At 53.1% G+C, this 23,183-nt stretch carries 22 protein-coding genes; 14 read left to right on the top strand and 8 right to left on the bottom strand.

All coding sequences use genetic code 11. The features are described 5' to 3' along the window. Window positions 1-98: 98 nt before the first annotated feature. Both ACMYSK_RS19130 and mdtD read left to right on the top strand, forming a co-directional pair. Window positions 99-800, top strand: coding sequence for a FadR/GntR family transcriptional regulator (locus ACMYSK_RS19130; protein WP_434637798.1), 702 nt, complete (start codon window positions 99-101; stop codon window positions 798-800). A gap of 12 nt (window positions 801-812) precedes the next feature. Beyond that, window positions 813-2,210: a multidrug transporter subunit MdtD gene (mdtD, locus tag ACMYSK_RS19135; RefSeq protein ID WP_434637800.1), complete on the top strand. Its 1,398-nt coding sequence runs from the start codon at window positions 813-815 to the stop codon at window positions 2,208-2,210. Here the strand turns inward: mdtD and rbsR are convergent. The 7 genes from rbsR to kup all read right to left on the bottom strand — a co-directional run bounded on the left by rbsR (window position 2,207) and on the right by kup (window position 10,113). Beyond that, complete coding sequence (gene rbsR, locus ACMYSK_RS19140) at window positions 2,207-3,190, bottom strand: ribose operon transcriptional repressor RbsR (protein WP_434644211.1); 984 nt, start codon at window positions 3,188-3,190, stop codon at window positions 2,207-2,209. The two genes, mdtD and rbsR, sit on opposite strands and share 4 nt — an antisense overlap. 12 nt (window positions 3,191-3,202) lie before the next feature. Next, the gene (gene rbsK / locus ACMYSK_RS19145; RefSeq protein ID WP_434644213.1) at window positions 3,203-4,135 is read right to left on the bottom strand and encodes a ribokinase; all 933 of its coding nucleotides are present in this window, start codon (window positions 4,133-4,135) and stop codon (window positions 3,203-3,205) included. Window positions 4,136-4,234: 99 nt separating this feature from the next. Continuing rightward, complete coding sequence (rbsB, locus tag ACMYSK_RS19150; protein WP_434637802.1) at window positions 4,235-5,125, bottom strand: ribose ABC transporter substrate-binding protein RbsB; 891 nt, start codon at window positions 5,123-5,125, stop codon at window positions 4,235-4,237. Window positions 5,126-5,152: 27 nt separating this feature from the next. Next, window positions 5,153-6,118: a ribose ABC transporter permease gene (rbsC, locus tag ACMYSK_RS19155; RefSeq protein WP_123756956.1), complete on the bottom strand. Its 966-nt coding sequence runs from the start codon at window positions 6,116-6,118 to the stop codon at window positions 5,153-5,155. Between the two features lie 5 nt (window positions 6,119-6,123). Further along, entirely contained in the window at window positions 6,124-7,629 is a 1,506-nt protein-coding gene (rbsA, locus tag ACMYSK_RS19160) for a ribose ABC transporter ATP-binding protein RbsA (RefSeq protein ID WP_434637803.1), read from the bottom strand. A 10-nt stretch (window positions 7,630-7,639) separates the two neighbouring features. After that, complete coding sequence (gene rbsD / locus ACMYSK_RS19165; RefSeq protein WP_434637805.1) at window positions 7,640-8,059, bottom strand: D-ribose pyranase; 420 nt, start codon at window positions 8,057-8,059, stop codon at window positions 7,640-7,642. 185 nt (window positions 8,060-8,244) lie between these two features. Beyond that, window positions 8,245-10,113, bottom strand: a complete 1,869-nt coding sequence (gene kup, locus ACMYSK_RS19170) for a low affinity potassium transporter Kup (RefSeq protein ID WP_434637807.1) — start codon at window positions 10,111-10,113, stop codon at window positions 8,245-8,247. A gap of 217 nt (window positions 10,114-10,330) precedes the next feature. Here kup and ravA point away from each other — a divergent pair, with 217 nt between their 5' ends. Together ravA and viaA are read left to right on the top strand one after the other, a co-directional pair. Continuing rightward, window positions 10,331-11,830, top strand: a complete 1,500-nt coding sequence (gene ravA / locus ACMYSK_RS19175; protein ID WP_434637809.1) for an ATPase RavA — start codon at window positions 10,331-10,333, stop codon at window positions 11,828-11,830. Beyond that, window positions 11,827-13,275, top strand: a complete 1,449-nt coding sequence (viaA, locus tag ACMYSK_RS19180) for an ATPase RavA stimulator ViaA (RefSeq protein WP_434637811.1) — start codon at window positions 11,827-11,829, stop codon at window positions 13,273-13,275. The genes ravA and viaA overlap by 4 nt, the downstream gene beginning before the upstream one ends. Before the next feature lie 17 nt (window positions 13,276-13,292). Here viaA and asnA read toward each other — a convergent pair whose 3' ends face one another. Continuing rightward, a complete protein-coding gene (gene asnA, locus ACMYSK_RS19185) occupies window positions 13,293-14,285 on the bottom strand; it encodes an aspartate--ammonia ligase (RefSeq protein WP_434637812.1) in 993 nt (330 codons plus the stop codon). A 151-nt stretch (window positions 14,286-14,436) separates the two neighbouring features. On the opposite strand from asnA, the gene asnC reads away from it, so the two are divergent. The 10 genes from asnC (at window position 14,437) to atpA (ending at window position 23,169) form a co-directional block, all read left to right on the top strand. Beyond that, on the top strand, window positions 14,437-14,895 hold the full coding sequence (gene asnC / locus ACMYSK_RS19190; protein WP_004869233.1) for a transcriptional regulator AsnC: 459 nt from the start codon (window positions 14,437-14,439) through the stop codon (window positions 14,893-14,895). 91 nt (window positions 14,896-14,986) lie between these two features. After that, entirely contained in the window at window positions 14,987-15,427 is a 441-nt protein-coding gene (gene mioC, locus ACMYSK_RS19195) for an FMN-binding protein MioC (RefSeq protein ID WP_434637814.1), read from the top strand. Between the two features lie 381 nt (window positions 15,428-15,808). Next, on the top strand, window positions 15,809-17,698 hold the full coding sequence (gene mnmG / locus ACMYSK_RS19200; RefSeq protein ID WP_434637815.1) for a tRNA uridine-5-carboxymethylaminomethyl(34) synthesis enzyme MnmG: 1,890 nt from the start codon (window positions 15,809-15,811) through the stop codon (window positions 17,696-17,698). A 114-nt stretch (window positions 17,699-17,812) separates the two neighbouring features. Next, window positions 17,813-18,436: a 16S rRNA (guanine(527)-N(7))-methyltransferase RsmG gene (rsmG, locus tag ACMYSK_RS19205; RefSeq protein ID WP_434637817.1), complete on the top strand. Its 624-nt coding sequence runs from the start codon at window positions 17,813-17,815 to the stop codon at window positions 18,434-18,436. A gap of 614 nt (window positions 18,437-19,050) precedes the next feature. Beyond that, a complete protein-coding gene (gene atpI, locus ACMYSK_RS19210; RefSeq protein WP_434644216.1) occupies window positions 19,051-19,431 on the top strand; it encodes a F0F1 ATP synthase subunit I in 381 nt (126 codons plus the stop codon). A gap of 8 nt (window positions 19,432-19,439) precedes the next feature. Further along, window positions 19,440-20,255: a F0F1 ATP synthase subunit A gene (gene atpB, locus ACMYSK_RS19215; protein ID WP_041143359.1), complete on the top strand. Its 816-nt coding sequence runs from the start codon at window positions 19,440-19,442 to the stop codon at window positions 20,253-20,255. Window positions 20,256-20,302: 47 nt separating this feature from the next. Continuing rightward, complete coding sequence (gene atpE, locus ACMYSK_RS19220) at window positions 20,303-20,542, top strand: F0F1 ATP synthase subunit C (protein WP_000429386.1); 240 nt, start codon at window positions 20,303-20,305, stop codon at window positions 20,540-20,542. 54 nt (window positions 20,543-20,596) lie between these two features. Beyond that, window positions 20,597-21,067, top strand: a complete 471-nt coding sequence (gene atpF / locus ACMYSK_RS19225) for a F0F1 ATP synthase subunit B (RefSeq protein ID WP_004869221.1) — start codon at window positions 20,597-20,599, stop codon at window positions 21,065-21,067. A 14-nt stretch (window positions 21,068-21,081) separates the two neighbouring features. Continuing rightward, complete coding sequence (atpH, locus tag ACMYSK_RS19230; RefSeq protein ID WP_434637819.1) at window positions 21,082-21,615, top strand: F0F1 ATP synthase subunit delta; 534 nt, start codon at window positions 21,082-21,084, stop codon at window positions 21,613-21,615. A gap of 12 nt (window positions 21,616-21,627) precedes the next feature. Next, window positions 21,628-23,169 (top strand): F0F1 ATP synthase subunit alpha, encoded by a 1,542-nt coding sequence (atpA, locus tag ACMYSK_RS19235; protein WP_434637821.1) that lies wholly within the window; start codon window positions 21,628-21,630, stop codon window positions 23,167-23,169. The last annotated feature ends 14 nt before the right edge of the window (window positions 23,170-23,183 follow it).

Genomic DNA, 23,183 nt, shown 5'->3' on the forward strand with positions numbered 1-23,183 from the left:
AAACGTGGCAAAAAACCAGCGTTTTGCCGTTTAAACCAACGAAACGGTCCACCTGGTGGCATACTGATACAGTAAAAAAAGAGAAAGGAACGGCATCTATGTCTTTAAGCGCACAGCAACTGGCGGCACAAAAGAACATCTCCTGGGTATTAGCGGAGAAACTGGCTCAAAAAATCCTGACCGGCGAATACCAGCCTGAAAGCATTCTGCCCGGCGAAATGGAACTGGGTGAACAGTTCGGTGTAAGTCGCACCGCGGTACGCGAAGCGGTCAAGACACTCACTGCAAAAGGGATGTTGTTACCACGCCCGCGCATCGGTACACGAGTGATGCCACGCAGTAGCTGGAATTTTCTCGATAAAGAGCTGCTCTCATGGTGGCTAACGGAAGATAACTTTGAAGAGGTGGTAAGCCATTTCCTTGTTATGCGCAGTAGCCTGGAGCCTCAGGCCTGTTTTCTGGCAGCCACGTCAGGTAGCGCTGAGCAAAAGGCTCAGCTCAACACCTTAATGGAAGAGATGAGTCAGTTAAAAAGACAGTTTCTACGCGAACGCTGGATAGAAGTGGATATGGCCTGGCATGAGCACATCTATGAAATGAGCGGCAACCCATTCCTGATAGCCTTTGCTTCTCTGTTCCATTCGGTTTACCACACTTACTTCACTTCTATTACCCAGAACGAAGTGGTGAAGCTGGATCTCCACCAGGCCATTGTTGACGCGATTCAGGATAGCGACGGCTCACGAGCGCTTAACGCCTGCCAGACGTTATTGAACGCGCCAAACCATTCAGGCAAATAACAAGGGTACCGCATGAGTGAAAAGAAAGGGCGCAGTATGGCCGGACTGCCGTGGATTGCAGCCATGGCCTTTTTTATGCAGGCGCTGGACGCCACCATTCTAAACACAGCCCTTCCAGCCATTGCGCACAGTCTCAACCGTTCACCGCTGGCCATGCAGTCCGCCATCATCAGCTATACATTAACAGTCGCTATGCTTATCCCGGTCAGCGGCTGGTTAGCCGATCGCTTTGGCACTCGCAAGGTGTTTATGATTGCCGTCGGCCTGTTTACTCTCGGTTCACTCGCCTGTGCCCTTTCCGGTTCCTTGATGGAGCTGGTTATCTTTCGCGTGATTCAGGGGATCGGCGGTGCCATGATGATGCCGGTGGCGCGCCTGGCATTATTAAGAGCCTACCCACGCAGTGAGCTACTCCCCGTACTGAACTTCGTCACCATGCCCGGACTTGTTGGCCCGATTCTTGGGCCGGTACTCGGTGGGGTGCTGGTCACCTGGGCCAGCTGGCACTGGATTTTCCTCATTAACATTCCTATCGGCATTATCGGGATATTTTATGCACGTAAATATATGCCTGACTTCACCACGCCGCGCCGGCGCTTCGATACTACCGGCTTCCTGCTGTTTGGCCTGAGCCTGGTGCTGTTTTCCAGCGGAATAGAACTGTTTGGCGAGAAAATCGTAGCAACCTGGATGGCTCTTTCGGTCATCGCCCTCAGCGTTATTTTACTGCTGGCCTATATCCGCCACGCGCGACGCCACCCGACTCCGCTGATCTCGCTTTCTTTATTTAAGACGCGCACCTTTTCTGTCGGCATTGCCGGTAATCTGGCAACACGTCTGGGGACCGGGTGCGTGCCGTTTCTGATGCCGCTGATGCTGCAGGTCGGATTTGGCTATCCGGCAATTGTCGCGGGATGCATGATAGCCCCTACCGCCATCGGTTCGATTATCGCGAAATCAACCGTAACTCAGATTTTACGCTGGCTCGGCTATCGGAAAACCCTGGTAGGAGTGACGATTTTTATCGGCCTGATGATCGCCCAGTTCTCTTTCCAGTCTCCTGAAATGCCAATCTGGATGCTATTGCTGCCGCTGTTTGTTCTGGGGATGGCCATGTCCACCCAGTTCACCTCGATGAATACCATCACGCTGGCTGACTTGACCGATGATAACGCCAGTAGCGGCAATAGCCTGCTGGCCGTGACCCAGCAGCTGTCAATTAGCCTCGGGGTTGCCATTAGCGCGGCCGTTCTGCGTTTTTATGAAGGATTCGACAGCGCCAATACCGTCGAGCAGTTCCACTACACCTTTATTACGATGGGGGTGATTACCGTGGTATCAGCGCTGACATTTATGCTGTTAAGAGCGAAAGATGGCCGCAACCTGATTAAGGAACGACACTCACGTTAAACAGAGCCGCGAATGACCAGTTCCGGGGTAAGCTGAACGCGCTGTTGCTTCTGCCCCGGATCGGCCATGCGGTGAATCAGCACGTCGATGGCCAGTTCGCCGAGCTCATCTTTCGGCTGATGAATAGTGGTCAGCGGCGGCGTCATATAACGCGCCAGTTCGATATCGTCATACCCCACCAGCGCCATATCCTGCGGGATACGTAGCCCGGCCTGATAAAGCGACTGATACGCCCCAACCGCCATCGCATCGTTACCGACGAATACCGCCTGCGGCCGCTCTGGTAAGGCCAGCAGCTTTTGCATGGCGCTAAATCCGCCGCCAAATTCGAAATCGCTGGTAATGACATAACCGGCCATGACCGGAAGCCCGGCGCGGGCCATCGCAGCGTGATACCCCTCCAGCCGCAGGCGCGATGGCGTTTTATCCAACGGTCCGGCAATACAGGCCACGCGGGTATATCCTTTATCAATCAGATACTGGGTCGCCATATCACCACCCAGCAGCGAGTTGTCCTGAATCAGATCGCTATCCCCGTCAAACGGCGCCCAGTCCATCATGACCGTTGGCACTGACGGATAGCGCTGCATAATTTCTGGCGAAGGTTGATGCGTTTCGGTACACAGCAGCAGCAGGCCGTCGACGCGTTTTTGCATCAGCGTCTCAAGATTGCGGTTCATACGCTGCTCATCGCCTTCGGTGTTACACAGCACCAGGCTATAGCCGCGCTCAAAGCAGCTGCGTTCCACGCCGCGCACCAGCTCCGAATAAAACGGGTTGGTACTGGCGGTTATCAGCATGCCAATGGTCCGGGTCTGGTTTAATTTGAGGCTGCGCGCCAGCGCAGACGGCGCATAGTTAAGGTTTTTAATCGCCGCATCAACTTTGGCCGTGATCGCTTCACTGACGAAGCGATCTTTATTAATGACGTGAGAAACTGTTGAAGTGGAAACGCCCGCTTCGCGGGCTACATCCTTCATGGTAGCCAAACGTTACCCCTGTTGACGTAAAAACTCGTCGATTTCTTCGCGCCATGGTACGGAAGGCTGTGCGCCTTTACGGGTAACGGCAATGGCAGCGGCAGCATGGGCAAAACGGATCGCGTCGTCCAGCGCGGTACCTTCCAGTAAGGCTGTCACAACGGCCCCATTAAAGGTATCCCCCGCGGCAATAGTATCGATAGCCTGAACTTTAAAACCAGCAATCCGACGGCCTTCTCCTTCCTGGCTGACCCATACACCCCGGCTGCCGAGCGTAATCATGACGATACCAATGCCTTTTTGATGCAGCGCACGGGCCGCATTCGCCGCATCGTCATCGTTTTCAACGCGGATGCCGGTCAGCTTTTCCGCTTCGGTTTCGTTAGGCGTAATGATATCCACCAGCGAAAGCAGCTCATCTGACAGCTCCCGGGCCGGTGCAGGGTTCAGTACAACGGTAGTTTGATGCTGATGCGCGATTTTCGCCGCCGCCAGCACGCTTTCCAGAGGTGACTCCAGCTGCATCAGCAGCGCCTGCGCACCTGCAATACGCGCTTTTTCGGCCTCAACCTGCGCCACTGAGAGCGCCGCATTGGCTCCGGCATGAATACCGATGACATTCTCACCTTCAGCGTTAACAAAGATCAGCGCTACGCCGGTCGATTGATCTTTTACCGCACGCACTGGCGCAACATCGATGTTATCGCGCTCGAGCTGGCGACGAACGCGCTCGCCGATATCGTCATCGCCGGTACAGGCAATAAACGCAATATCTGCGCCGCTTCGCCCGGCGGCGACGGCCTGGTTCGCCCCTTTACCGCCGAACGCCACCTGATAGTGATGACCGGTGACGGTTTCACCCGGCGTCGGGAAAGATTCAAGGTTAAGAATGTGATCGGCATTGATACTGCCAAGGACGACAAGTTTGCCTGCGGTTTTCATTATTTCTGTTCCCGGGAAAGCGCGCCACCGGACTCCGGTGGCGCATGCCCTGCTTTTCTTTTTTATGTTGTCCCTCGAACCGTTTCCGGCTCGAATCGCATATTACTGCTTAATGACCAGCTTCAGCTCAACCGGATAGCTGGCATCCACTTTCTCACCCTTCAGCACTTTATCAGCAGTCTCCACGCCTTTCACGCCGATCTGCTCTGGCAACTGAGCGATAGTCGCTGCCAGTTTGCCACTATTTACTGCTTTTTCGCCATCCGGAGTGCCGTCAAATCCAACCACCATCACATCAGATTTGCCCGCCGTTTGTAATGCACGCAGCGCACCCAGCGCCATTTCATCATTCTGAGCAAACACCGCTTTCACATCAGGATGTGCGGTCAGCAGGTTCTGCATGACGTTCAGACCTTTGGTACGGTCAAAGTCCGCCGGCTGGCTGGCCAGAACATCAAATTTGTGCGCGGCAACAGCCTGCTTAAAGCCTTCACCACGTTCACGAGCCGCGGAAGTCCCTGCAATACCTTGCAGTTCAATGACCTTCGCACCTTCACCGGCTTTCTTCGCAATGTAGTCGCCGGCCATCTTACCGCCCAGCACGTTATCAGAAGCGATATGGCTGACGACGTCACCTTTTGCTGCCTGACGGTCAAGAGTAATAACCGGGATCTTCGCCTGGTTAGCCATCTTCACGGCATTACCGACCGCATCAGAATCAGTCGGGTTAATCAGCAGCAGCTTCGCACCACGCACCGTTAAATCCTGCACGTTCGCCAGCTCTTTCGCCGGGTTGTTCTGCGAATCCAGCACCACCAGGTTGTAGCCCAGCTTGTCTGCTTCTTTCTGTGCGCCCTCTTTCAGGGAAACAAAGAACGGGTTATTCAGCGTTGAGATGACCAGGGCAATGGTATCTTTCGCCATCGCGTTTGCGCTGACGGTTGCGCTTAGAGCCACAGCAGAGACCAGGGTCGCCAGTTTTTTCATATTCATAGTTAAGATGTCCTGTAGAGTTCTTAGTTACTGCTTTTTGTTGTCTACCAGCACCGCCAGCAAAATTACCACCGCTTTCACGATCATCTGGTAATAGGAAGAAACGCCTAAAAGATTCAAACCGTTGTTCAGGAAGCCAAGGATCAACGCACCAATCAAGGTCCCGACAATACGACCTTTACCGCCCGCCAGGCTGGTGCCGCCAAGCACAACCGCCGCAATGGCATCCAGCTCATAGCCAGTCCCTGCCGTCGGCTGCGCAGAAGACAAACGCGCCACTTCGATAATCCCCGCCAGCGAAGCCAGCAGGCCGCATAGCGAATAGACGATGATTTTAACTTTGTTGACGCTGATGCCGGATAAGCGGGTTGCCGCTTCGTTACCGCCCAGCGCATAGATATAGCGACCCAGGCGCGTATGATGCAGCATGTACCACGCCGCCAAAAAGACGATCGCCATAATCCACACCGGCGTCGGAATGCCTAACGGGCGGCCGATACCAAACCAGCCAAACAGGTCGGCGTTATCGGTAAACCCGGTGTTCACCGGGCTGCCGTTGGTGTAGACCATCGTTACGCCGCGCAGCAGCAGCATCATTACCAGAGTCGCGATAAAGGCCTGAACGCGCCCTTTCGCCACAATCACGCCGGTGACCGCGCCAATCGCTGCACCTAAAGCAAGCGCCCCGGCAATCGCCACCAGCGCATTGACCTCCAGACCAACAATCGATGCTGCCACCGCGCCGGTCAACGCCAGCAGGGACCCGACGGACAGATCGATCCCTGAGGTCAGAATGACCAGCGTCATTCCGACAGCCATAATGGCGTTGACCGACGTTTGTTGCAGGATATTGAAGAGGTTATTGACGGTAAAAAAGTTGGGGCTCATGGTCGACACAATCGCTATCAGCACCAGCAGGGCAATCAACGACTTTTGCTCCATCAGCCATGCTTTGGTGAAATAGCGGCGACCAGAAACAGCCTGGGTTGTCATCTTTTTTACTCCTGATTCACACGGTTAAGCTTGCCCACAGCGGCAGCCATCAATACTTCCTGGGTGGCCTGCTCGCGTGTGAATTCACCGCCGAGATGCCCTTCATGCATCACAATGATGCGATCGCTCATGCCTAACACTTCCGGCATCTCCGAAGAGACCAGAATGATGCTCAGACCATCGGCTTTGAACTGGTTAATCAGCTGATAGATCTCTTTCTTCGCGCCAACGTCCACGCCGCGGGTGGGCTCATCAAGGATCAGCACCTTCGGTCGCGTCATCAGCCCGCGGGCGATCGCCACTTTCTGCTGGTTACCACCAGAGAGCAGGCCAATAGCCTGTTCCATTGATGGCGTTTTCACATTGAATAAGCGGATAAAATCGCTCACCGCCTGCTGCTCATCTTTATGCTTCAGACGGCCACCGGCATGGCTGAAATAACGCAGCGCGGTCAATGACATGTTTTCTTTCACCGACATCCCGAGCACTAAACCATCGCGCTTGCGGTCTTCGGAGATATAGACAATCCCGTTTGCCAGGCCATCCTGAGGGGAACGGGTCACCACTTCATGGCCGTCGAGCGTGACGGAACCGCTGCTGCGCGGCAAGGCGCCGTACAGCACCTTCATCAGCTCCGTTCGTCCGGCCCCCATCAACCCGGCGACGCCGAGAATTTCGCCCTGACGAAGGGTAAACGACACATTTTCGACACCCGGCCCGCACAGGTTGTCCACCTTCAGGCGAACCACACCCGGCGCTTTATCCAGATGCGGGTACTGATCTTCCAGCTTGCGACCAACCATCATCTCGATCAGCAGATCTTCATTAAGACTGGCCACCTCGCGCTCTGCGATAAACTGCCCGTCGCGGAAAACCGTCACATCGTCGCAAATCTCGAAGATCTCTTTCATGCGATGCGAGATATAGACAATCCCGCGTCCTTGCGCCTTTAACTCGCGGATGACGCGGAACAGAGATTCCGTTTCGGTATCGGTCAATGCATCCGTCGGTTCATCCATAATGATGACCTTCGACTCAAAGCTCAGCACCTTGGCAATTTCAACCATTTGCTGATCGCCAATCGACAGATCGCCCACCAGCTTCTGGCTGTTAAAACGCAGATTGAGCTTTGCCAGTAGTTTGTCGGCTTCGGCATACATCGTTTTCCAGTCAATTTTGCCAAACCGGTTAACGAACTCGCGACCGAGGAAAATATTCTCCGCGATAGTCAGCTGAGGGATCAGGTTAAGTTCCTGGTGAATAATGCCGATACCGGCTTCCTGGGAGGATTTAGGTCCGTTGAACGTGACTTCTTTACCCAGCCACAAGAGTGATCCGGCATCACGGGTATAGATACCGGTCAGCACCTTCATCATGGTGGACTTACCGGCGCCGTTTTCGCCAACCAGCGCCATGACGCGGCCAGCATAGACATTGAGCGAGGCGCCAGAGAGCGCCTTAACGCCTGGGAACGCTTTATCGATCCCTTTTAATTGCAATAAGGCTTCCATATCGGCGACCTCAGAACGTCACGCCGGCACAGAGAATAACGTTCGCATACGGGGAACATTCCCCGCTGCGAATCACCGCCTGACTATCTGCGGTTTGTTTTTTAAACTGCTCATGACTGGTGTAACGAATTTCAATGGTATTTCCCTGGTGTTGCTGCAGCAGCTCAAGGTGAGTGAGCAACGTCGCATGGAGCTGCGGATTATGAATTTTTATCTCTTCCGCCAGGATCGCCGCTTCAACCTGCATTTCAGCCGTTACCACCTCCAGAACCTGCATAAAGGAGGGTACGCCCTGGGTTAATGCCATATCGATACGCGCGCTGCTGCGGGGAACCGGTAAACCGGCATCGCAGACGACCAGCGTATCGGTATGACCCAGGCGGGAGATAACCGAAGAAATATCAGCGTTAAGTACGGTGCCTTTTTTCATTTTTCTCTTTTGCTCCAGTAGCGAAACGTTTCGCTAGAGCAAGTATTGTCAATATACGCGCAGAAAACCATCATCAGAAGAGAGAAATGTGATCGCCATCGAAACGTTTCGCGCACGACAGGAGAGAAAAGAGAACCAGGGCAAAAAACAAAAAAAAGCCCTTCACGAGGAAGGGCTTCTGCGCATCAGATTTCGACCTGGGTGCCCAGTTCGATTACCCGGTTCGGCGGGATTTCGAACTGATCCGGCGCCCTCAGGGCATTACGCTGCAGCAGGAGGTACAGTTTCCCGCGCAGTCGCAGATACCATGGCCGTTTGCCAATAATCAGCGATTCATGCGACATAAAGAACGAGGTCTCCATCATCCGGCAGCTCAGACCTTCCAGCCCACAGCGGTGGAACACTTCTTCCACGTTTGGCGTTTCGCGCCAGCCGTAGCTGGCCACCACGCGCCAGAACGACGGTGAAATCTGCTCAATCTGCACGCGGCGAACGTTATGCACATAAGGCGCATCTTCAGTTCGCAGCGTCAGCAGAATCACCCGTTCGTGCAATACCTTGTTGTGCTTGAGGTTATGCAGCAGGGCAAAAGGAATCACGTTCAGCGCGCGGGACATATAAACCGCGGTGCCCGGCACGCGAACCGGAGGTGATTTCTCCAGGGAGGAGATCATCGCTTCCAGAGAGTTTCCGTGTTCGTGCATCCGGCGCAGCAGGCGGAAACGTTCGCTTTTCCAGGTTGTCATCACGGTGAACATCACCAGACCAAGCGTTAACGGCAGCCAGCCACCGGAAACAATCTTATCGAGGTTGGCTGAGAACAGCGGTAAATCAATGCACATAAACGCGAGAAAGAGCAGCGCCACAAAGAACTTATTCCAGCGCCAGTTTTTACGCGCGACCGTGGTGAACAGAATCGTGGTCAGAACCATGGTTCCCGTTACCGCAATCCCGTACGCTGCCGCCAGGTTCGAAGAGTGCTCAAAGCTGATAATCACGATAACCACTGAGACATACAGCAGCCAGTTGATGAACGGAATATAAATCTGCCCGGATTCCATTTCCGAGGTATGAATAATCCGCATCGGCGGCAGATATCCCAGGCGAACAGCCTGGCGGGTCAGCGAGAATACCCCGGAAATCACCGCCTGCGAGGCGATAACCGTCGCTAACGCTGCAATGATCAGCATCGGGATCAGTGCCCATTCAGGAGCCAGCAGGAAGAAGGGGTTTTTGATCGCTTCCGGATGCTGTAACAGCAGCGCGCCCTGACCGAAATAATTCAGCACCAGCGAGGGCAGTACCACGGAAAACCACGCCAGGCGAATCGGCAATTTACCGAAGTGCCCCATATCCGCATACAGCGCTTCAACACCGGTAATAGAGAGCACCACCGCACCAAGCGCGACAAAGGAGACGGTTTTATATTCAAGGAAGAAATGAACAGCCCAGTACGGGTTTAGCGCCTGCAGCACTTCCGGATTGGCAATAATGCTGCGCGCCCCCAGCACCGCCAACAGCAGAAACCAGATCAGCATAATTGGCGCGAACAGCTTACCGACCATGCTGGTGCCGTGCTTCTGGATAGCAAACAACAGCGTCAGCACGAAAATAGAGATGGGGACAATCCAGGTATCCAGATTAGGAGCGATAATTTCCAGCCCTTCAATTGCCGACATAACCGAAATCGCCGGCGTAATCACCACCTCGCCGTAGAAGAAGCTGCCGCCAATCAGGCCGAGAATAACCAGAACCGATGTCATTCGCGCGGACGTGTTGCGTCCCGCCAGCGACATCAGCGTCAGGATCCCCCCTTCACCGGCGTTGTCTGCGCGCATGACGAAGGTGATGTATTTGAGTGATACGGTGAAGATTAACAGCCAGAAAATTAGCGACAGAAAGCCAAAAACAGCATCACGTTCAACGCCAAACCCAAACTGACCAGACAGACATTCTCGAAGTGTATACAGCGGACTGGTACCGATATCACCGTATACCACGCCGATAGCCGCCAGCGTTATTGCTGGCAACGATTGCTTATTATCAGTGCTCATAGACTAGTCTTTTCGTTTATAAAACAAATGTGTGCCTAGTCCCTTGGCCCACAAAAAGCGCACAGTATGCACGATTATTTGCTGAATCGTACCCCTAACCAACATCATATTAACCTGACTCAAAGAAAATAAATCGATTCTTCAGGCTATTACCATCCCTAATCAAACATCTATACTCGACTCAATAACGACACATGAAAAAGCACGCAACTCAATTATGGCTCAATCACATTTACTGGCAGAAAGAATTTCCCGGCTCAGCGCCTCTCTGGAAAAAGGTTTGTTCGAACGCAGTCACGCGATACGACTTTGCCTGCTCGCCGCGCTCAGCGGCGAAAGCGTTTTCTTACTCGGTCCACCGGGCATCGCCAAGAGTCTGATCGCCCGCCGCCTCAAGTTCGCCTTCCAGCAAGCCCGCGCTTTTGAATACCTGATGACCCGATTCTCCACTCCGGAAGAGGTTTTTGGCCCACTCTCCATTCAGGCGCTGAAGGATGAAGGGCGCTACGAGCGCCTGACGACGGGCTATCTTCCGGAAGCTGAAATTGTCTTCCTCGATGAGATCTGGAAAGCCGGCCCGGCAATCCTCAACACCTTACTGACGGCAATCAACGAACGTCATTTCCGTAACGGGGCGAAAGAAGAAAAAATCCCCATGCGCCTGCTGGTGGCGGCGTCAAACGAATTACCGGAAGCAGACAGCAGCCTTGAGGCACTCTACGACCGCATGCTCATCCGTTTATGGCTGGATAAGGTCCAGGATAAAACGAACTTCCGCTCGATGCTGATAAGCCAGCAGGATGAAAACACCAACCCGGTACCCGCCAGCCTGCAGGTCAGCGATGAGGAGTTCCGGCAGTGGCAGCAGGATATCAGCGCAGTGAAGCTACCGGATAGCGTGTTTGAGCTCATCTTCCAGCTTCGCCAGCAGCTGGATGCGTTACCTGATTCGCCTTATGTCTCGGATCGTCGCTGGAAGAAAGCCATCCGTCTGCTGCAGGCCAGCGCCTTCTTCAGCGGCCGGGATTCTATTGTCCCTATCGACATGATTTTGCTGAAAGATTGCCTGTGGCACAATATTGAAAGCATGAACCTGATGTCACAGCAGCTGGAAACCCTAATGACCAGCCATGCGTGGCAGCAGCAGGCAATGCTGACCAAACTGGGGGCGATAACCCAAAGACGTATTCAAATCCAACAGCAGCACAGCGACAAAACCGCGCTGAAGGTTACTCGCCTTGGCGGGATGTTCAGCCGTAAACCCCATTATGAGCTACCGGCTGAGATCAAGGATACCACGCTGACTCTGCTGCTCCAGCAGCCGCTTAAGCTGCACGATATGGAAGTTATCCATATCACCTTCGTGCGCGAAGAGCTTGCGCACTGGCTGGAAAAGGGCGGTGAAATCCGCGGTAAGCTTAACGGTATTGGTTTCGCCCAGCAGTTGAATATCGACGTGGATGCCGGTCAGCATCTTGTCGTTCGTGACGTCAGTCTTCAAGGCTCTCGCCTCTCATTACCCGGCAGCGAATCGCAGGAAAATATGCCAGCGGAAATCCGGCAGCAGCTGGAAGCGCTGGATGACGAGTGGCACCAGCAGCATAACCGCTTTAGCGAGCAGCAAAAATGTTTGTTCATTCCCGGTGACTGGCTCGGACGCATTGAAGCCAGCCTGCAGGACGTTGGCACGCAGATTAAACAGGCGCGGCAGCCATGACGCTGGATATGCTGAATGCCATGCTGGCAGTCAGCGAAGAGGGGATGATCGAAGAGATGCTGCTGGCGCTGCTGGCCTCTCCTCAGCTTGCCGTATTCTTCGAAAAATTTCCGCGCCTGAAGAATATTATCGCTGCCGATATTCCGCGCTGGCGGGAGGCCGTCAGAGCGCGACTCAAAGAGACGCATATCCCGCCGGAGCTGGATGTTGAAGTACAGAACTATCAACGTTCGCAGCTGCTCTCTACCTCGCAGTTCATCGTGCAGCTTCCGCAGACCCTTAGCCAGCTGCATAAACTGCACTCACCGTTTGCCGCCCAGGCACAACAGCTGGTGGACGAGAATGCCACCTTCACGCCCGCGCTGCATACGCTGTTTTTACAGCGCTGGCGCCTGAGCCTCGTGGTCCAGGCAACCACCCTCAACCAGCAGTTGCTGGATGAAGAACGTGACCAGCTACTGAGCGAAGTACAGGAGCGGATGACCCTGAGCGGGCAGCTGGAACCGGTGCTGGTGGAAAACGACAACGCCGCGGGCCGCCTGTGGGATATGAGCGCAGGGGAACTGAAGCGCGGCGATTATCAACTGATCATCCGCTACGGTGATTTCCTCAGTCAGCAGCCGGAGCTGATGCAGCTGGCTGAACAGCTCGGTCGTTCACGGGAAGCCAAATCAGTACCGAAAAAAGACGCACCAATGGAAGCATTTCGTAGCCTGGTTCGCGAACCGGCAACCGTACCGGAACAGGTTGATGGCCTGCAACAGAGCGATGATATTCTGCGGCTGCTTCCGCCTGAGCTGGCCACTCTTGGGATCACCGAACTGGAGTTCGAGTTCTATCGCAAGCTGGTGGAAAAGCAGCTGCTGACCTATCGGTTACATGGCGACGCCTGGCGGGAGAAAATCACCGAAAGACCGGTGACCCGTCAGGATTTTGACGAACAGCCGCGCGGGCCGTTTATCGTCTGCGTCGATACTTCCGGCTCGATGGGAGGATTCAACGAACAGTGTGCCAAGGCGTTTTGTCTGGCATTAATGCGGGTAGCGCTGGCGGACAATCGTCGCTGCTTCATTATGCTGTTCTCCAGCGAAGTCGTACATTATGAGCTGACGGGCCCGCAGGGTCTGGAGCAGGCGATCCGCTTCCTGAGTCAGCGTTTTCGCGGCGGTACGGATTTAGCCAGCTGTTTCCGCTCCATTATTGAGCGAATGCAAAATCCGCAATGGGTCGATGCCGATGCGGTGGTGATTTCCGATTTTATTGCCCAGCGCCTGCCGGATGAGGTGATCAATAAGGTAGGGGATCTACAGCGTAAACATCATCATCGCTTTCATGCGGTGGCGATGTCTGTACATGGTAAACCCGGCATTATGCGCATCTTCGATCACATCTGGCGCTTTGATACCGGGTTACGTAGCCGCCTGCTGCGTCGCTGGCGGCGTTAACAAGTCTATTAGAGGGGTTAGAGGAGCGAAGACACGCTCTCGCGAACCTGCGCTGGCCATACGCCGCACTGTACCTGACCGATATGATCAAGCTGCAGCAGAAGCATAGTCAGGCGGGACTGGCCAATACCGCCGCCAATAGTCTGCGGCATTTCACCGCGCAGCAGTGCCTGGTGCCACTCCAGCTTCAGGCGATCTTCATCACCGGTGATCGCCAGCTGGCGCTTCAGGGCGTCGGCATCGACGCGGATCCCCATCGAAGATATCTCAAAAGCATCTTCCAGAACCGGGTTCCACACCAGAATATCACCGTTCAGACCGGCAAATCCTTCGGCAACCTGGGTACTCCAGTCATCATAATCCGGTGCACGAACGTCATGGCGCTGGCCATCCGTCAGCTTACCGCCAATCCCAATAAGGAATACCGCACCCAGTTCTTTGGCGATTGCCCGCTCGCGCCCTTTAGCGTCGAGGCCCGGATAGCGACTCAGCAGCTCCTGGCTATGCACAAACTGAATTTGCTCTGGCAGGAACGGTGCCAGCCCAAACTCTTTGCATACCTCAGCTTCGGTCGCTTTGATCCCGGCGTAGATCGCCTCTACGGTCGATTTTAATGTCCCAACGTGGCGCTCATCGTCCCCCATCACGCGTTCCCAGTCCCACTGGTCAACGTAAACGGAATGAATTGCGGTCAGCCGGTCTTCATCGGGGCGAAGGGCCTTCATGTGCGTGTATAGCCCTTCGCCCGCGCTGAAGTCGTGTTGTCCCAGGGTTTGACGTTTCCACTTCGCCAGTGAATGAACCACTTCGAACTGGGCGTCTGGCAGCGTTTTCACTTTAACCTGAACCGCTTTCTCGCAACCAGACAGGTTGTCCTGAGTCCCGTCTCCGACACGGCTTAAGATAGGTGCCTGGACTTCAATCAGACCAAGCTTCTCTTCCAGCTGGCGGGAAAAGTGAGACTTAACGAAACTAATCTGGCGTTGTTTTGCGATGTATGCGGTTTTCATTTTTATTACTCCTGCGTCCTGTTGGTATTGATTAAGCAACAAAAACGGCTACCAATTCAATAATCAAACAACAAAAAGCCACGTTCACTTTTGATTCAATAAAATTTAAGGCTAATATAGGAAGAATCATCAAACATCATAAGAAAAACCAATGGAAAATTATCAGATCGATAATCTGGACCGCGGCATCCTTGAAGCCCTAATGGCCAATGCGCGTACTGCCTATGCCGAACTGGCCAAACAATTTGGCGTCAGCCCGGGGACGATTCATGTTCGCGTAGAGAAGATGAAACAGGCGGGCATTATTACCGGCGCGCGTATCGACGTGAATCCCAAACAGCTCGGCTACGATGTTTGCTGCTTTATCGGCATCATTTTAAAAAGCGCCAAAGATTATCCCTCGGCACTGGCCAAACTAGAAAGTCTCGATGAGGTCACTGAGGCCTACTACACCACCGGGCACTACAGCATCTTTATTAAGGTCATGTGCCGCTCGATCGATGCCCTGCAGCAGGTACTTATCAACAAGATCCAAACAATCGATGAAATTCAGTCCACCGAGACGCTGATCTCCCTGCAGAACCCGATCATGCGTACCATTCGCCCGTGATCGGGCTTTTTTAATCCCACATTTTCCACAGGTAGATCCCAGCTCTCACACAGCGTACAATGTGCCACTCTGAATAATTGAGCAGGCGATCATGGCAGACATTACGCTTATCAGCGGCAGTACCCTGGGCAGTGCGGAATATGTAGCAGAGCATCTGGCAGAAAAGCTGGAAGAAGCCGGTTACAGCACCGAAATCCAGCACGGTCCATTGATCGCGGATCTGCAGGCGGAGGGGATCTGGTTAGTTATCTCCTCTACACATGGTGCGGGCGATATCCCTGATAACCTGCTGCCGTTCTACGAGGCACTTCAGGAGAAGCAGTCTGACCTGTCTGCCGTTCGCTTTGGCGCTATTGGTATCGGCAGTCGTGAATACGACACCTTCTGCGGTGCTATCGATAAGATCGACAGTGCATTGAAGGCGTGTGGCGCCAAACAGATCGGTGAAACGCTGAAGATAAATGTCCTAGAACATGAAATTCCGGAAGATCCGGCAGAGATTTGGGTCGGATCCTGGAAAGATTTGCTCTAAGTTTTGTAAAGATCGTCCGTTCTTCTGTGGATAACTACACTTAAAAGCTCTGATCAACCGGTAGTTATCCAACGTATAAGTATTGACTGCTTTTTGAGCTGTGTATAACCATTCATTTTGATCCCAGCTTATACGGGACAGGATCACCGATCATTCACAGAAAGCGATCCTTCTTAAGCATTTGATCTTAAAACGCGGATCCGGCTTATCCACAGAAAGGCTCGATCCTAATAAGAGATCACAATAAAACAGATCTCTAAATAAAAGATCTTCTTTTTAATACTCAAGATCCCAGAGCTTTCTCGATCGACTAAAGTTGAGTAGAATCCACGGCCCGGGCTTCAATCCATTTTCAAACCGCTTTATGCGAGGCATACCACCATGTTTTATCAGGATCCTTTTGACGTCATCATCATTGGCGGGGGTCATGCAGGCACTGAGGCCGCGATGGCCGCAGCGCGAATGGGTCAGCAGACCCTGCTTTTGACACACAATATCGACACGTTGGGGCAGATGAGCTGCAACCCGGCGATTGGCGGCATTGGGAAAGGACACCTGGTAAAAGAAGTGGATGCACTTGGCGGGCTGATGGCGAAAGCGATCGACCAGGCTGGCATTCAGTTTAGGATACTAAACGCCAGCAAAGGCCCGGCGGTACGAGCGACTCGAGCTCAGGCAGACCGCGTGCTCTACCGTCAGGCGGTACGTACTGCACTGGAAAACCAGCCAAACCTGATGATCTTCCAGCAGGCAGTTGAGGATCTGATTGTCGAAAACGATCGGGTTGTCGGTGCCGTAACCCAGATGGGGCTGAAATTCCGTGCAAAAGCCGTCGTCCTGACCGTCGGTACCTTCCTGGACGGTAAGATCCACATCGGACTGGATAACTACAGCGGTGGCCGGGCAGGGGATCCGCCTTCCATCTCGCTCTCCCGTCGCCTGCGTGAACTTCCGCTGCGCGTAAGCCGCCTGAAAACCGGTACACCGCCGCGTATCGACGCCCGAACTATCGACTTCAGCGTTCTGGCCCCGCAGCATGGCGATAACCCGATGCCGGTCTTCTCGTTTATGGGCAATGCGGCTCAGCATCCCCAGCAGGTACCGTGCTACATCACGCATACCAACGAGAAAACCCACGATGTCATTCGTAACAACCTCGATCGCAGCCCAATGTATGCCGGAGTGATTGAAGGGATCGGCCCGCGCTATTGCCCGTCGATCGAAGATAAAGTGATGCGCTTTGCCGATCGCAACCAGCACCAGATCTTCCTTGAGCCTGAAGGGCTGACATCCAACGAAATTTATCCGAACGGCATCTCCACCAGCCTGCCATTCGACGTACAAATACAAATAGTTCGCTCTATGCAAGGCATGGAGAACGCTAAAATCGTTCGTCCAGGCTACGCTATTGAGTACGACTTCTTCGATCCTCGCGACCTGAAGCCGACGCTGGAAAGTAAATATATTCACGGCCTGTTCTTCGCCGGCCAGATTAACGGCACCACCGGTTACGAAGAAGCCGCCGCTCAGGGGCTGCTTGCTGGCCTGAACGCTGGTCGCTTCTCTGCGGAAAAAGAGGGCTGGGCACCGGCGCGTTCGGAAGCTTACCTTGGCGTACTGGTCGACGATCTGTGTACCCTGGGAACCAAAGAACCGTACCGTATGTTCACTTCCCGTGCCGAGTATCGCCTGATGCTGCGTGAAGATAACGCCGATCTGCGCCTGACCGAACAGGGTCGTGAGCTGGGTCTGGTCGATGATGAACGCTGGGCTCGTTTCAACGAGAAGCTGGAAAGCATCGAACTTGAACGCCAGCGTCTGAAATCCACCTGGGTTTACCCGGCGGCAGACAGCGCAGAAGAAGTGAATGCACACCTGACGGCGCCACTTTCTCGCGAAGCGAGCGGTGAAGATTTACTCCGTCGTCCGGAAATGACCTACGAGCAGCTGGTCCAGCTGTCTCCGTTCTCGCCGGGCCTGCAAGATACCCAGGCCGCAGAACAGGTTGAAATCCAGGTGAAGTACGAAGGGTATATTGCTCGTCAGCAGGAAGAGATCGAGAGACAGCTGCGTAATGAGAATACGATCCTGCCGGCAACGCTGGACTACCGTCAGGTGATCGGGCTGTCGAATGAAGTGATTGCTAAGCTAAACGATCACAAACCGTCTTCCATTGGTCAGGCTTCGCGTATTTCTGGCGTGACACCTGCGGCAATTTCCATTTTGCTGGTCTGGCTGAAAAAGCAGGGGATGCTGCGCCGCAGCGCCTGATTGCCCTGACAGGCAGAATTTGGCGGATAACGGACTGCGTCTCCGCCCTTTTGATTCACCAGCCCGGTAAGCGTTATCGCCTCCGGGCTCATTATTTCTGGACAGGTATTGAACGTGCTCAACAAACTTTCTCGTCTGCTGGTTGAAGCGGGTATTTCGCTCACCGATCATCAGAAAAATCAGCTGGTGGCCTATGTTGGACTGCTGGATAAGTGGAACAAAGCCTATAACCTGACCTCCGTTCGCGATCCGAACGAGATGCTGATTCGCCATATTCTCGATAGCATTGTTGTTGCGCCATACCTGCAAGGCTCACGTTTTATTGATGTCGGAACGGGACCAGGGCTGCCGGGAATACCGTTGGCTATTGTTCTCCCGCAAGCGCATTTCACGCTGCTGGATAGCCTTGGTAAGCGTGTACGTTTTCTTCGCCAGGTACAGCATGAGTTAAAACTGGAGAATATTGCACCGGTGCAGAGCCGTGTGGAAGATTTCCCCGCAGAGCCACCGTTCGACGGCGTAATCAGCCGTGCATTTGCTTCGCTGAATGATATGGTGAGCTGGTGTCATCATCTGCCGTCCGAAACCGGATGTTTCTATGCGTTGAAAGGCGTGGCTCAGGAAGATGAAATGGCTCAACTTCCCGAAGGATACACCGTAAGTGAGATTATCGAGCTGCATGTTCCTGAGCTGGAAGGGGAGCGTCACCTGGTGGTTATTAAACCAAAAATGATTTAGTTTTTATCAAAAAATGTGAAAAAAATGAGACCGTCGCATGTTACAAAAATAAATGTCACGGCGAGGTATTTGCAGAGCGTTTTAACCATGTTTTCACCATGGGTTATCTCAAAGTTAACTTTTACGGTTGATTTACCCATAAAATAGTCAACCCTGAAAATATCAGTGCGCTAAAAATCGAGCCGCTGACAGGGCATACAGATGTTAAATTTTTATTATAAATGTCAATAAAAGGTTTTCATTGTATGTGGGGTTGTTTTATAAAAACTGCTCATTTTTTATCTTTAATATCAAAAAGATGAAAACAGGCAATTTATGAACGGAATTAATTCGCTTTACTCTAAAATGTTTAATATGTGATCTGGTGCACGCTTTAATAGCTGTGTTTTCTCAGTATTTGCAGTTTCGTATGATGGCTCACAGATTGCTAAAATGCAGGAAAAGTTGCCTGTCAGAAAATAATTAAACATTTATTCACTATTTTGCTACTTATTGTTTGAAATCACGGGGCGTCACCGTATAATTTGTCCGCTTTTTGATGCTTGACTCTTCGTCTTAAAGGACGTTTTATACGACACGCGACATACCTCGAAGGGAGCAGGAGTAAAAACGTGATGTCTGTGTCGCTCTTGAGTCGAAACGTTGCTCGTAAGCTTCTGTTTATTCAGTTACTGGCAGTAATAGCAAGTGGACTGCTGTTCAGCCTAAAAGACCCCTTCTGGGGCGTTTCCGCTGTATGCGGAGGTTTGGCGGTTGTTTTGCCAAACATGTTGTTTATGATTTTTGCCTGGCGTCATCAGGCGCATACACCATCAAAAGGCCGAGTGGCCTGGACCTTTGCCTTCGGTGAAGCTTTCAAGGTGTTGCTGACCTTTGCCCTCCTCGCGGTGGCGCTGGCCGTTTTAAAAGTGGTATTTATGCCGCTGATAGTGACGTGGGTTTTGGTGCTGGTGGTACAAATTCTGGCACCAGCTGTAATTAACAACAAAGGGTAAAAGGCATCATGGCTGCAGAAAATATGACGCCGCAGGAATACATAGGTCACCATCTGAACAACCTTCAGCTGGACCTGCGTACTTTCTCGCTGGTGGATCCGCACAACCCCCCGGCCACCTTCTGGACGCTCAACATTGACTCCATGTTCTTCTCGGTGGTGCTCGGTCTGTTGTTCCTTACCATTTTCCGCAGCGTTGCGAAAAAAGCGACCAGCGGTGTTCCTGGTAAACTCCAGACGGCTATCGAGATGACCATTGGCTTCGTCCATGGCAGCGTCAAAGACATGTATCATGGCAAGAGCAAGCTGATTGCTCCGCTGGCCCTCACCGTGTTTGTCTGGGTATTCCTGATGAACCTGATGGACCTGCTGCCAATCGACCTGATTCCTTATATCGGTGAACATATTTTCGGCCTGCCTGCACTGCGTGTGGTTCCGTCTGCTGACGTGAACATCACCCTGTCGATGGCGCTTGGCGTGTTTATCCTGATTCTTTTCTACAGCATCAAAATGAAAGGCGTGGGTGGGTTCGTTAAAGAACTGACGCTGCAGCCGTTCAATCACTGGGCGTTCATTCCTGTCAACTTAATCCTTGAAGGGGTAAGCCTGCTGTCCAAACCGGTATCACTCGGTCTGCGACTGTTCGGTAACATGTACGCCGGTGAGCTGATTTTCATTCTGATTGCTGGTCTGCTGCCGTGGTGGTCACAGTGGATTCTGAATGTGCCATGGGCCATTTTCCACATCCTGATTATTACGCTGCAAGCCTTCATCTTCATGGTTCTGACGATTGTCTATCTGTCGATGGCATCCGAAGAGCATTGATTTTTACCAACATACTACGTTTTTACTGAAACAAACTGGAGACTGTCATGGAAAACCTGAATATGGATCTGCTGTACATGGCTGCCGCTGTGATGATGGGTCTGGCGGCGATCGGTGCTGCGATCGGTATCGGCATCCTCGGGGGCAAATTCCTGGAAGGCGCAGCGCGTCAACCGGATCTGATTCCTCTGCTGCGTACTCAGTTCTTTATCGTTATGGGTCTGGTGGATGCAATCCCAATGATCGCTGTAGGTCTGGGTCTGTACGTGATGTTTGCTGTCGCGTAGTAAGTTGTACGCAAGAAACCTAAGCCACAGAGTTAATTTAAGAGGTATTGTGCTGTGAACATGAACGCAACAATCCTCGGCCAGGCCATCGCGTTTGTTCTTTTCGTATGGTTCTGCATGAAGTACGTATGGCCGCCTTTAATGGCTGCCATCGAAAAACGCCAGAAAGAGATTTCTGACGGTTTGGCTTCTGCAGAACGTGCTAAGAAAGATTTGGACCTTGCACAGGCCAACGCGACCGACCAGCTGAAAAAAGCGAAAGCGGAAGCTCAGGTCATCATCGAGCAGGCGAACAAGCGTCGCTCTCAGATGCTGGACGAAGCTAAAGCTGAAGCAGAACAGGAACGCACCAAAATCGTTGCACAGGCGCAGGCTGAAATTGATGCCGAACGTAAACGTGCACGTGAGGAGCTGCGTAAGCAGGTCGCTATCCTGGCCGTTGCTGGCGCCGAGAAGATCATCGAACGTTCCGTGGATGAAGCTGCTAACAGCGACATCGTGGACAAACTTGTCGCTGAACTGTAAGGAGGGAGGGGCTGATGTCTGAATTTATAACGGTAGCTCGCCCCTACGCCAAAGCAGCTTTTGACTTTGCCGTCGAACACAAAAGTGTTGAGCGCTGGCAGGATATGCTGGCGTTTGTCGCTGAAGTGACCAAAAACGAACAAATGGCAGAGCTTCTGTCCGGTGCTCTGGCGCCGGAAACGCTCTCTGAGGCGTTCATTGCGGTCTGCGGTGAGCAACTGGACGAAAATGGCCAGAACCTGATTCGGGTTATGGCTGAAAATGGTCGTCTGCAAGTGCTTCCGGATGTTCTTGAGCAGTTCATTCACCTGCGCGCTGCCAGTGAGGCAACCGCAGAGGTAGATGTTATTTCTGCCTCCCCGTTGAGTGAAGAACAGCTTGCGAAGATCGTCGGCGCGATGGAAAAACGTCTGTCACGCAAAGTTAAGCTGAATTGCAAAATCGATAAGTCTGTTATGGCAGGTGTTATCATCCGTGCGGGTGATATGGTCATTGATGGTAGCGTACGCGGCCGTCTTGATCGCCTTGCAGACGTCTTGCAGTCTTAAGGGGACTGGAGCATGCAACTGAATTCCACCGAAATCAGCGAACTGATCAAGCAGCGCATTGCTCAGTTCAATGTGGTGAGCGAAGCTCACAACGAAGGTACTATTGTTTCCGTAAGTGACGGTGTTATCCGCATCCACGGCCTGGCCGATTGTATGCAGGGTGAGATGATTTCCCTGCCGGGTAACCGTTACGCTATCGCACTGAACCTGGAGCGCGACTCCGTAGGTGCAGTAGTGATGGGTCCGTACGCTGACCTCGCCGAAGGCATGAAGGTTAAATGTACTGGCCGTATCCTTGAAGTTCCGGTTGGCCGTGGCCTGCTGGGCCGCGTGGTGAACACCCTGGGTGCACCTATCGACGGTAAAGGTCCGCTTGAGCACGATGGCTTCTCACCAATCGAAGTTATCGCACCGGGCGTAATCGAACGTCAGTCCGTCGACCAGCCGGTACAAACCGGTTATAAATCTGTCGATGCGATGATTCCAATCGGCCGTGGCCAGCGTGAGCTGATCATCGGCGACCGTCAGACCGGTAAAACCGCGATGGCAATCGATGCGATCATCAACCAGCGTGATTCCGGCATCAAGTGCGTCTACGTTGCTATCGGCCAGAAAGCGTCCACCATCTCTAACGTGGTGCGTAAACTGGAAGAGCACGGCGCGCTTTCCAACACTATCGTTGTCGTTGCGACCGCTTCTGAATCTGCTGCACTGCAATACCTGGCGCCGTATGCCGGTTGCGCAATGGGCGAATACTTCCGCGACCGCGGTGAAGATGCGCTGATCGTTTATGATGACCTGTCTAAACAGGCCGTTGCTTACCGTCAGGTTTCCCTGCTGCTCCGTCGTCCGCCAGGACGTGAAGCGTTCCCGGGCGACGTGTTCTACCTCCACTCCCGTCTGCTGGAGCGCGCATCCCGCGTTAACGCGGAATACGTGGAAGCTTTCACCAAAGGTGAAGTTAAAGGTAAAACCGGTTCCCTGACCGCTCTGCCGATCATCGAAACCCAGGCGGGTGACGTTTCTGCGTTCGTTCCGACCAACGTAATTTCCATTACCGATGGTCAGATCTTCCTGGAAACCAACCTGTTTAACTCCGGTATTCGTCCGGCGGTTAACCCAGGTATCTCCGTATCCCGTGTGGGTGGTGCTGCTCAGACCAAGATCATCAAGAAACTGTCCGGTGGTATCCGTACCGCGCTGGCACAGTATCGTGAACTGGCTGCGTTCTCTCAGTTCGCATCGGATCTGGATGAAGCAACCCGTAAACAGCTGAGCCATGGTCAGAAAGTAACCGAGCTGCTGAAACAGAAACAGTATGCGCCTATGTCTGTAGCACAGCAGGGCCTGATTCTGTTTGCTGCTGAACGCGGTTACCTCGAAGATGTGGAACTGGCGAAAATCGGTAGCTTCGAAGCCGCTCTGCTGGCTTACGTTGACCGTGACCACGCTCCGCTGATGCAAGAGATTAACCAGACCGGTGGCTATAACGATGAGATCGAAGGCAAGCTGAAAGGCATCCTCGACTCCTTTAAAGCAACCCAGTCCTGGTAAAGTCTGGCGGCTTG

Source organism: Klebsiella sp. I138, assembly GCF_051131765.1.
Lineage (GTDB): Bacteria > Pseudomonadota > Gammaproteobacteria > Enterobacterales > Enterobacteriaceae > Klebsiella.

Coding starts and splice junctions, on each gene's coding strand:
- atpE (WP_000429386.1), top strand. CDS start 20,303: ATGGAAAACCTGAATATGGATCTGCTGTACATGGCTGCCGCTGTGATG.
- rbsC (WP_123756956.1), bottom strand. CDS start 6,118: ATGACAACCCAGGCTGTTTCTGGTCGCCGCTATTTCACCAAAGCATGG.
- atpB (WP_041143359.1), top strand. CDS start 19,440: ATGGCTGCAGAAAATATGACGCCGCAGGAATACATAGGTCACCATCTG.
- rbsR (WP_434644211.1), bottom strand. CDS start 3,190: ATGAAGGATGTAGCCCGCGAAGCGGGCGTTTCCACTTCAACAGTTTCT.
- atpA (WP_434637821.1), top strand. CDS start 21,628: ATGCAACTGAATTCCACCGAAATCAGCGAACTGATCAAGCAGCGCATT.
- ACMYSK_RS19130 (WP_434637798.1), top strand. CDS start 99: ATGTCTTTAAGCGCACAGCAACTGGCGGCACAAAAGAACATCTCCTGG.
- mnmG (WP_434637815.1), top strand. CDS start 15,809: ATGTTTTATCAGGATCCTTTTGACGTCATCATCATTGGCGGGGGTCAT.
- rbsB (WP_434637802.1), bottom strand. CDS start 5,125: ATGAATATGAAAAAACTGGCGACCCTGGTCTCTGCTGTGGCTCTAAGC.
- kup (WP_434637807.1), bottom strand. CDS start 10,113: ATGAGCACTGATAATAAGCAATCGTTGCCAGCAATAACGCTGGCGGCT.
- rbsD (WP_434637805.1), bottom strand. CDS start 8,059: ATGAAAAAAGGCACCGTACTTAACGCTGATATTTCTTCGGTTATCTCC.
- rbsA (WP_434637803.1), bottom strand. CDS start 7,629: ATGGAAGCCTTATTGCAATTAAAAGGGATCGATAAAGCGTTCCCAGGC.
- mioC (WP_434637814.1), top strand. CDS start 14,987: ATGGCAGACATTACGCTTATCAGCGGCAGTACCCTGGGCAGTGCGGAA.
- atpH (WP_434637819.1), top strand. CDS start 21,082: ATGTCTGAATTTATAACGGTAGCTCGCCCCTACGCCAAAGCAGCTTTT.
- mdtD (WP_434637800.1), top strand. CDS start 813: ATGAGTGAAAAGAAAGGGCGCAGTATGGCCGGACTGCCGTGGATTGCA.
- asnA (WP_434637812.1), bottom strand. CDS start 14,285: ATGAAAACCGCATACATCGCAAAACAACGCCAGATTAGTTTCGTTAAG.
- asnC (WP_004869233.1), top strand. CDS start 14,437: ATGGAAAATTATCAGATCGATAATCTGGACCGCGGCATCCTTGAAGCC.
- atpI (WP_434644216.1), top strand. CDS start 19,051: ATGTCTGTGTCGCTCTTGAGTCGAAACGTTGCTCGTAAGCTTCTGTTT.
- viaA (WP_434637811.1), top strand. CDS start 11,827: ATGACGCTGGATATGCTGAATGCCATGCTGGCAGTCAGCGAAGAGGGG.
- ravA (WP_434637809.1), top strand. CDS start 10,331: ATGGCTCAATCACATTTACTGGCAGAAAGAATTTCCCGGCTCAGCGCC.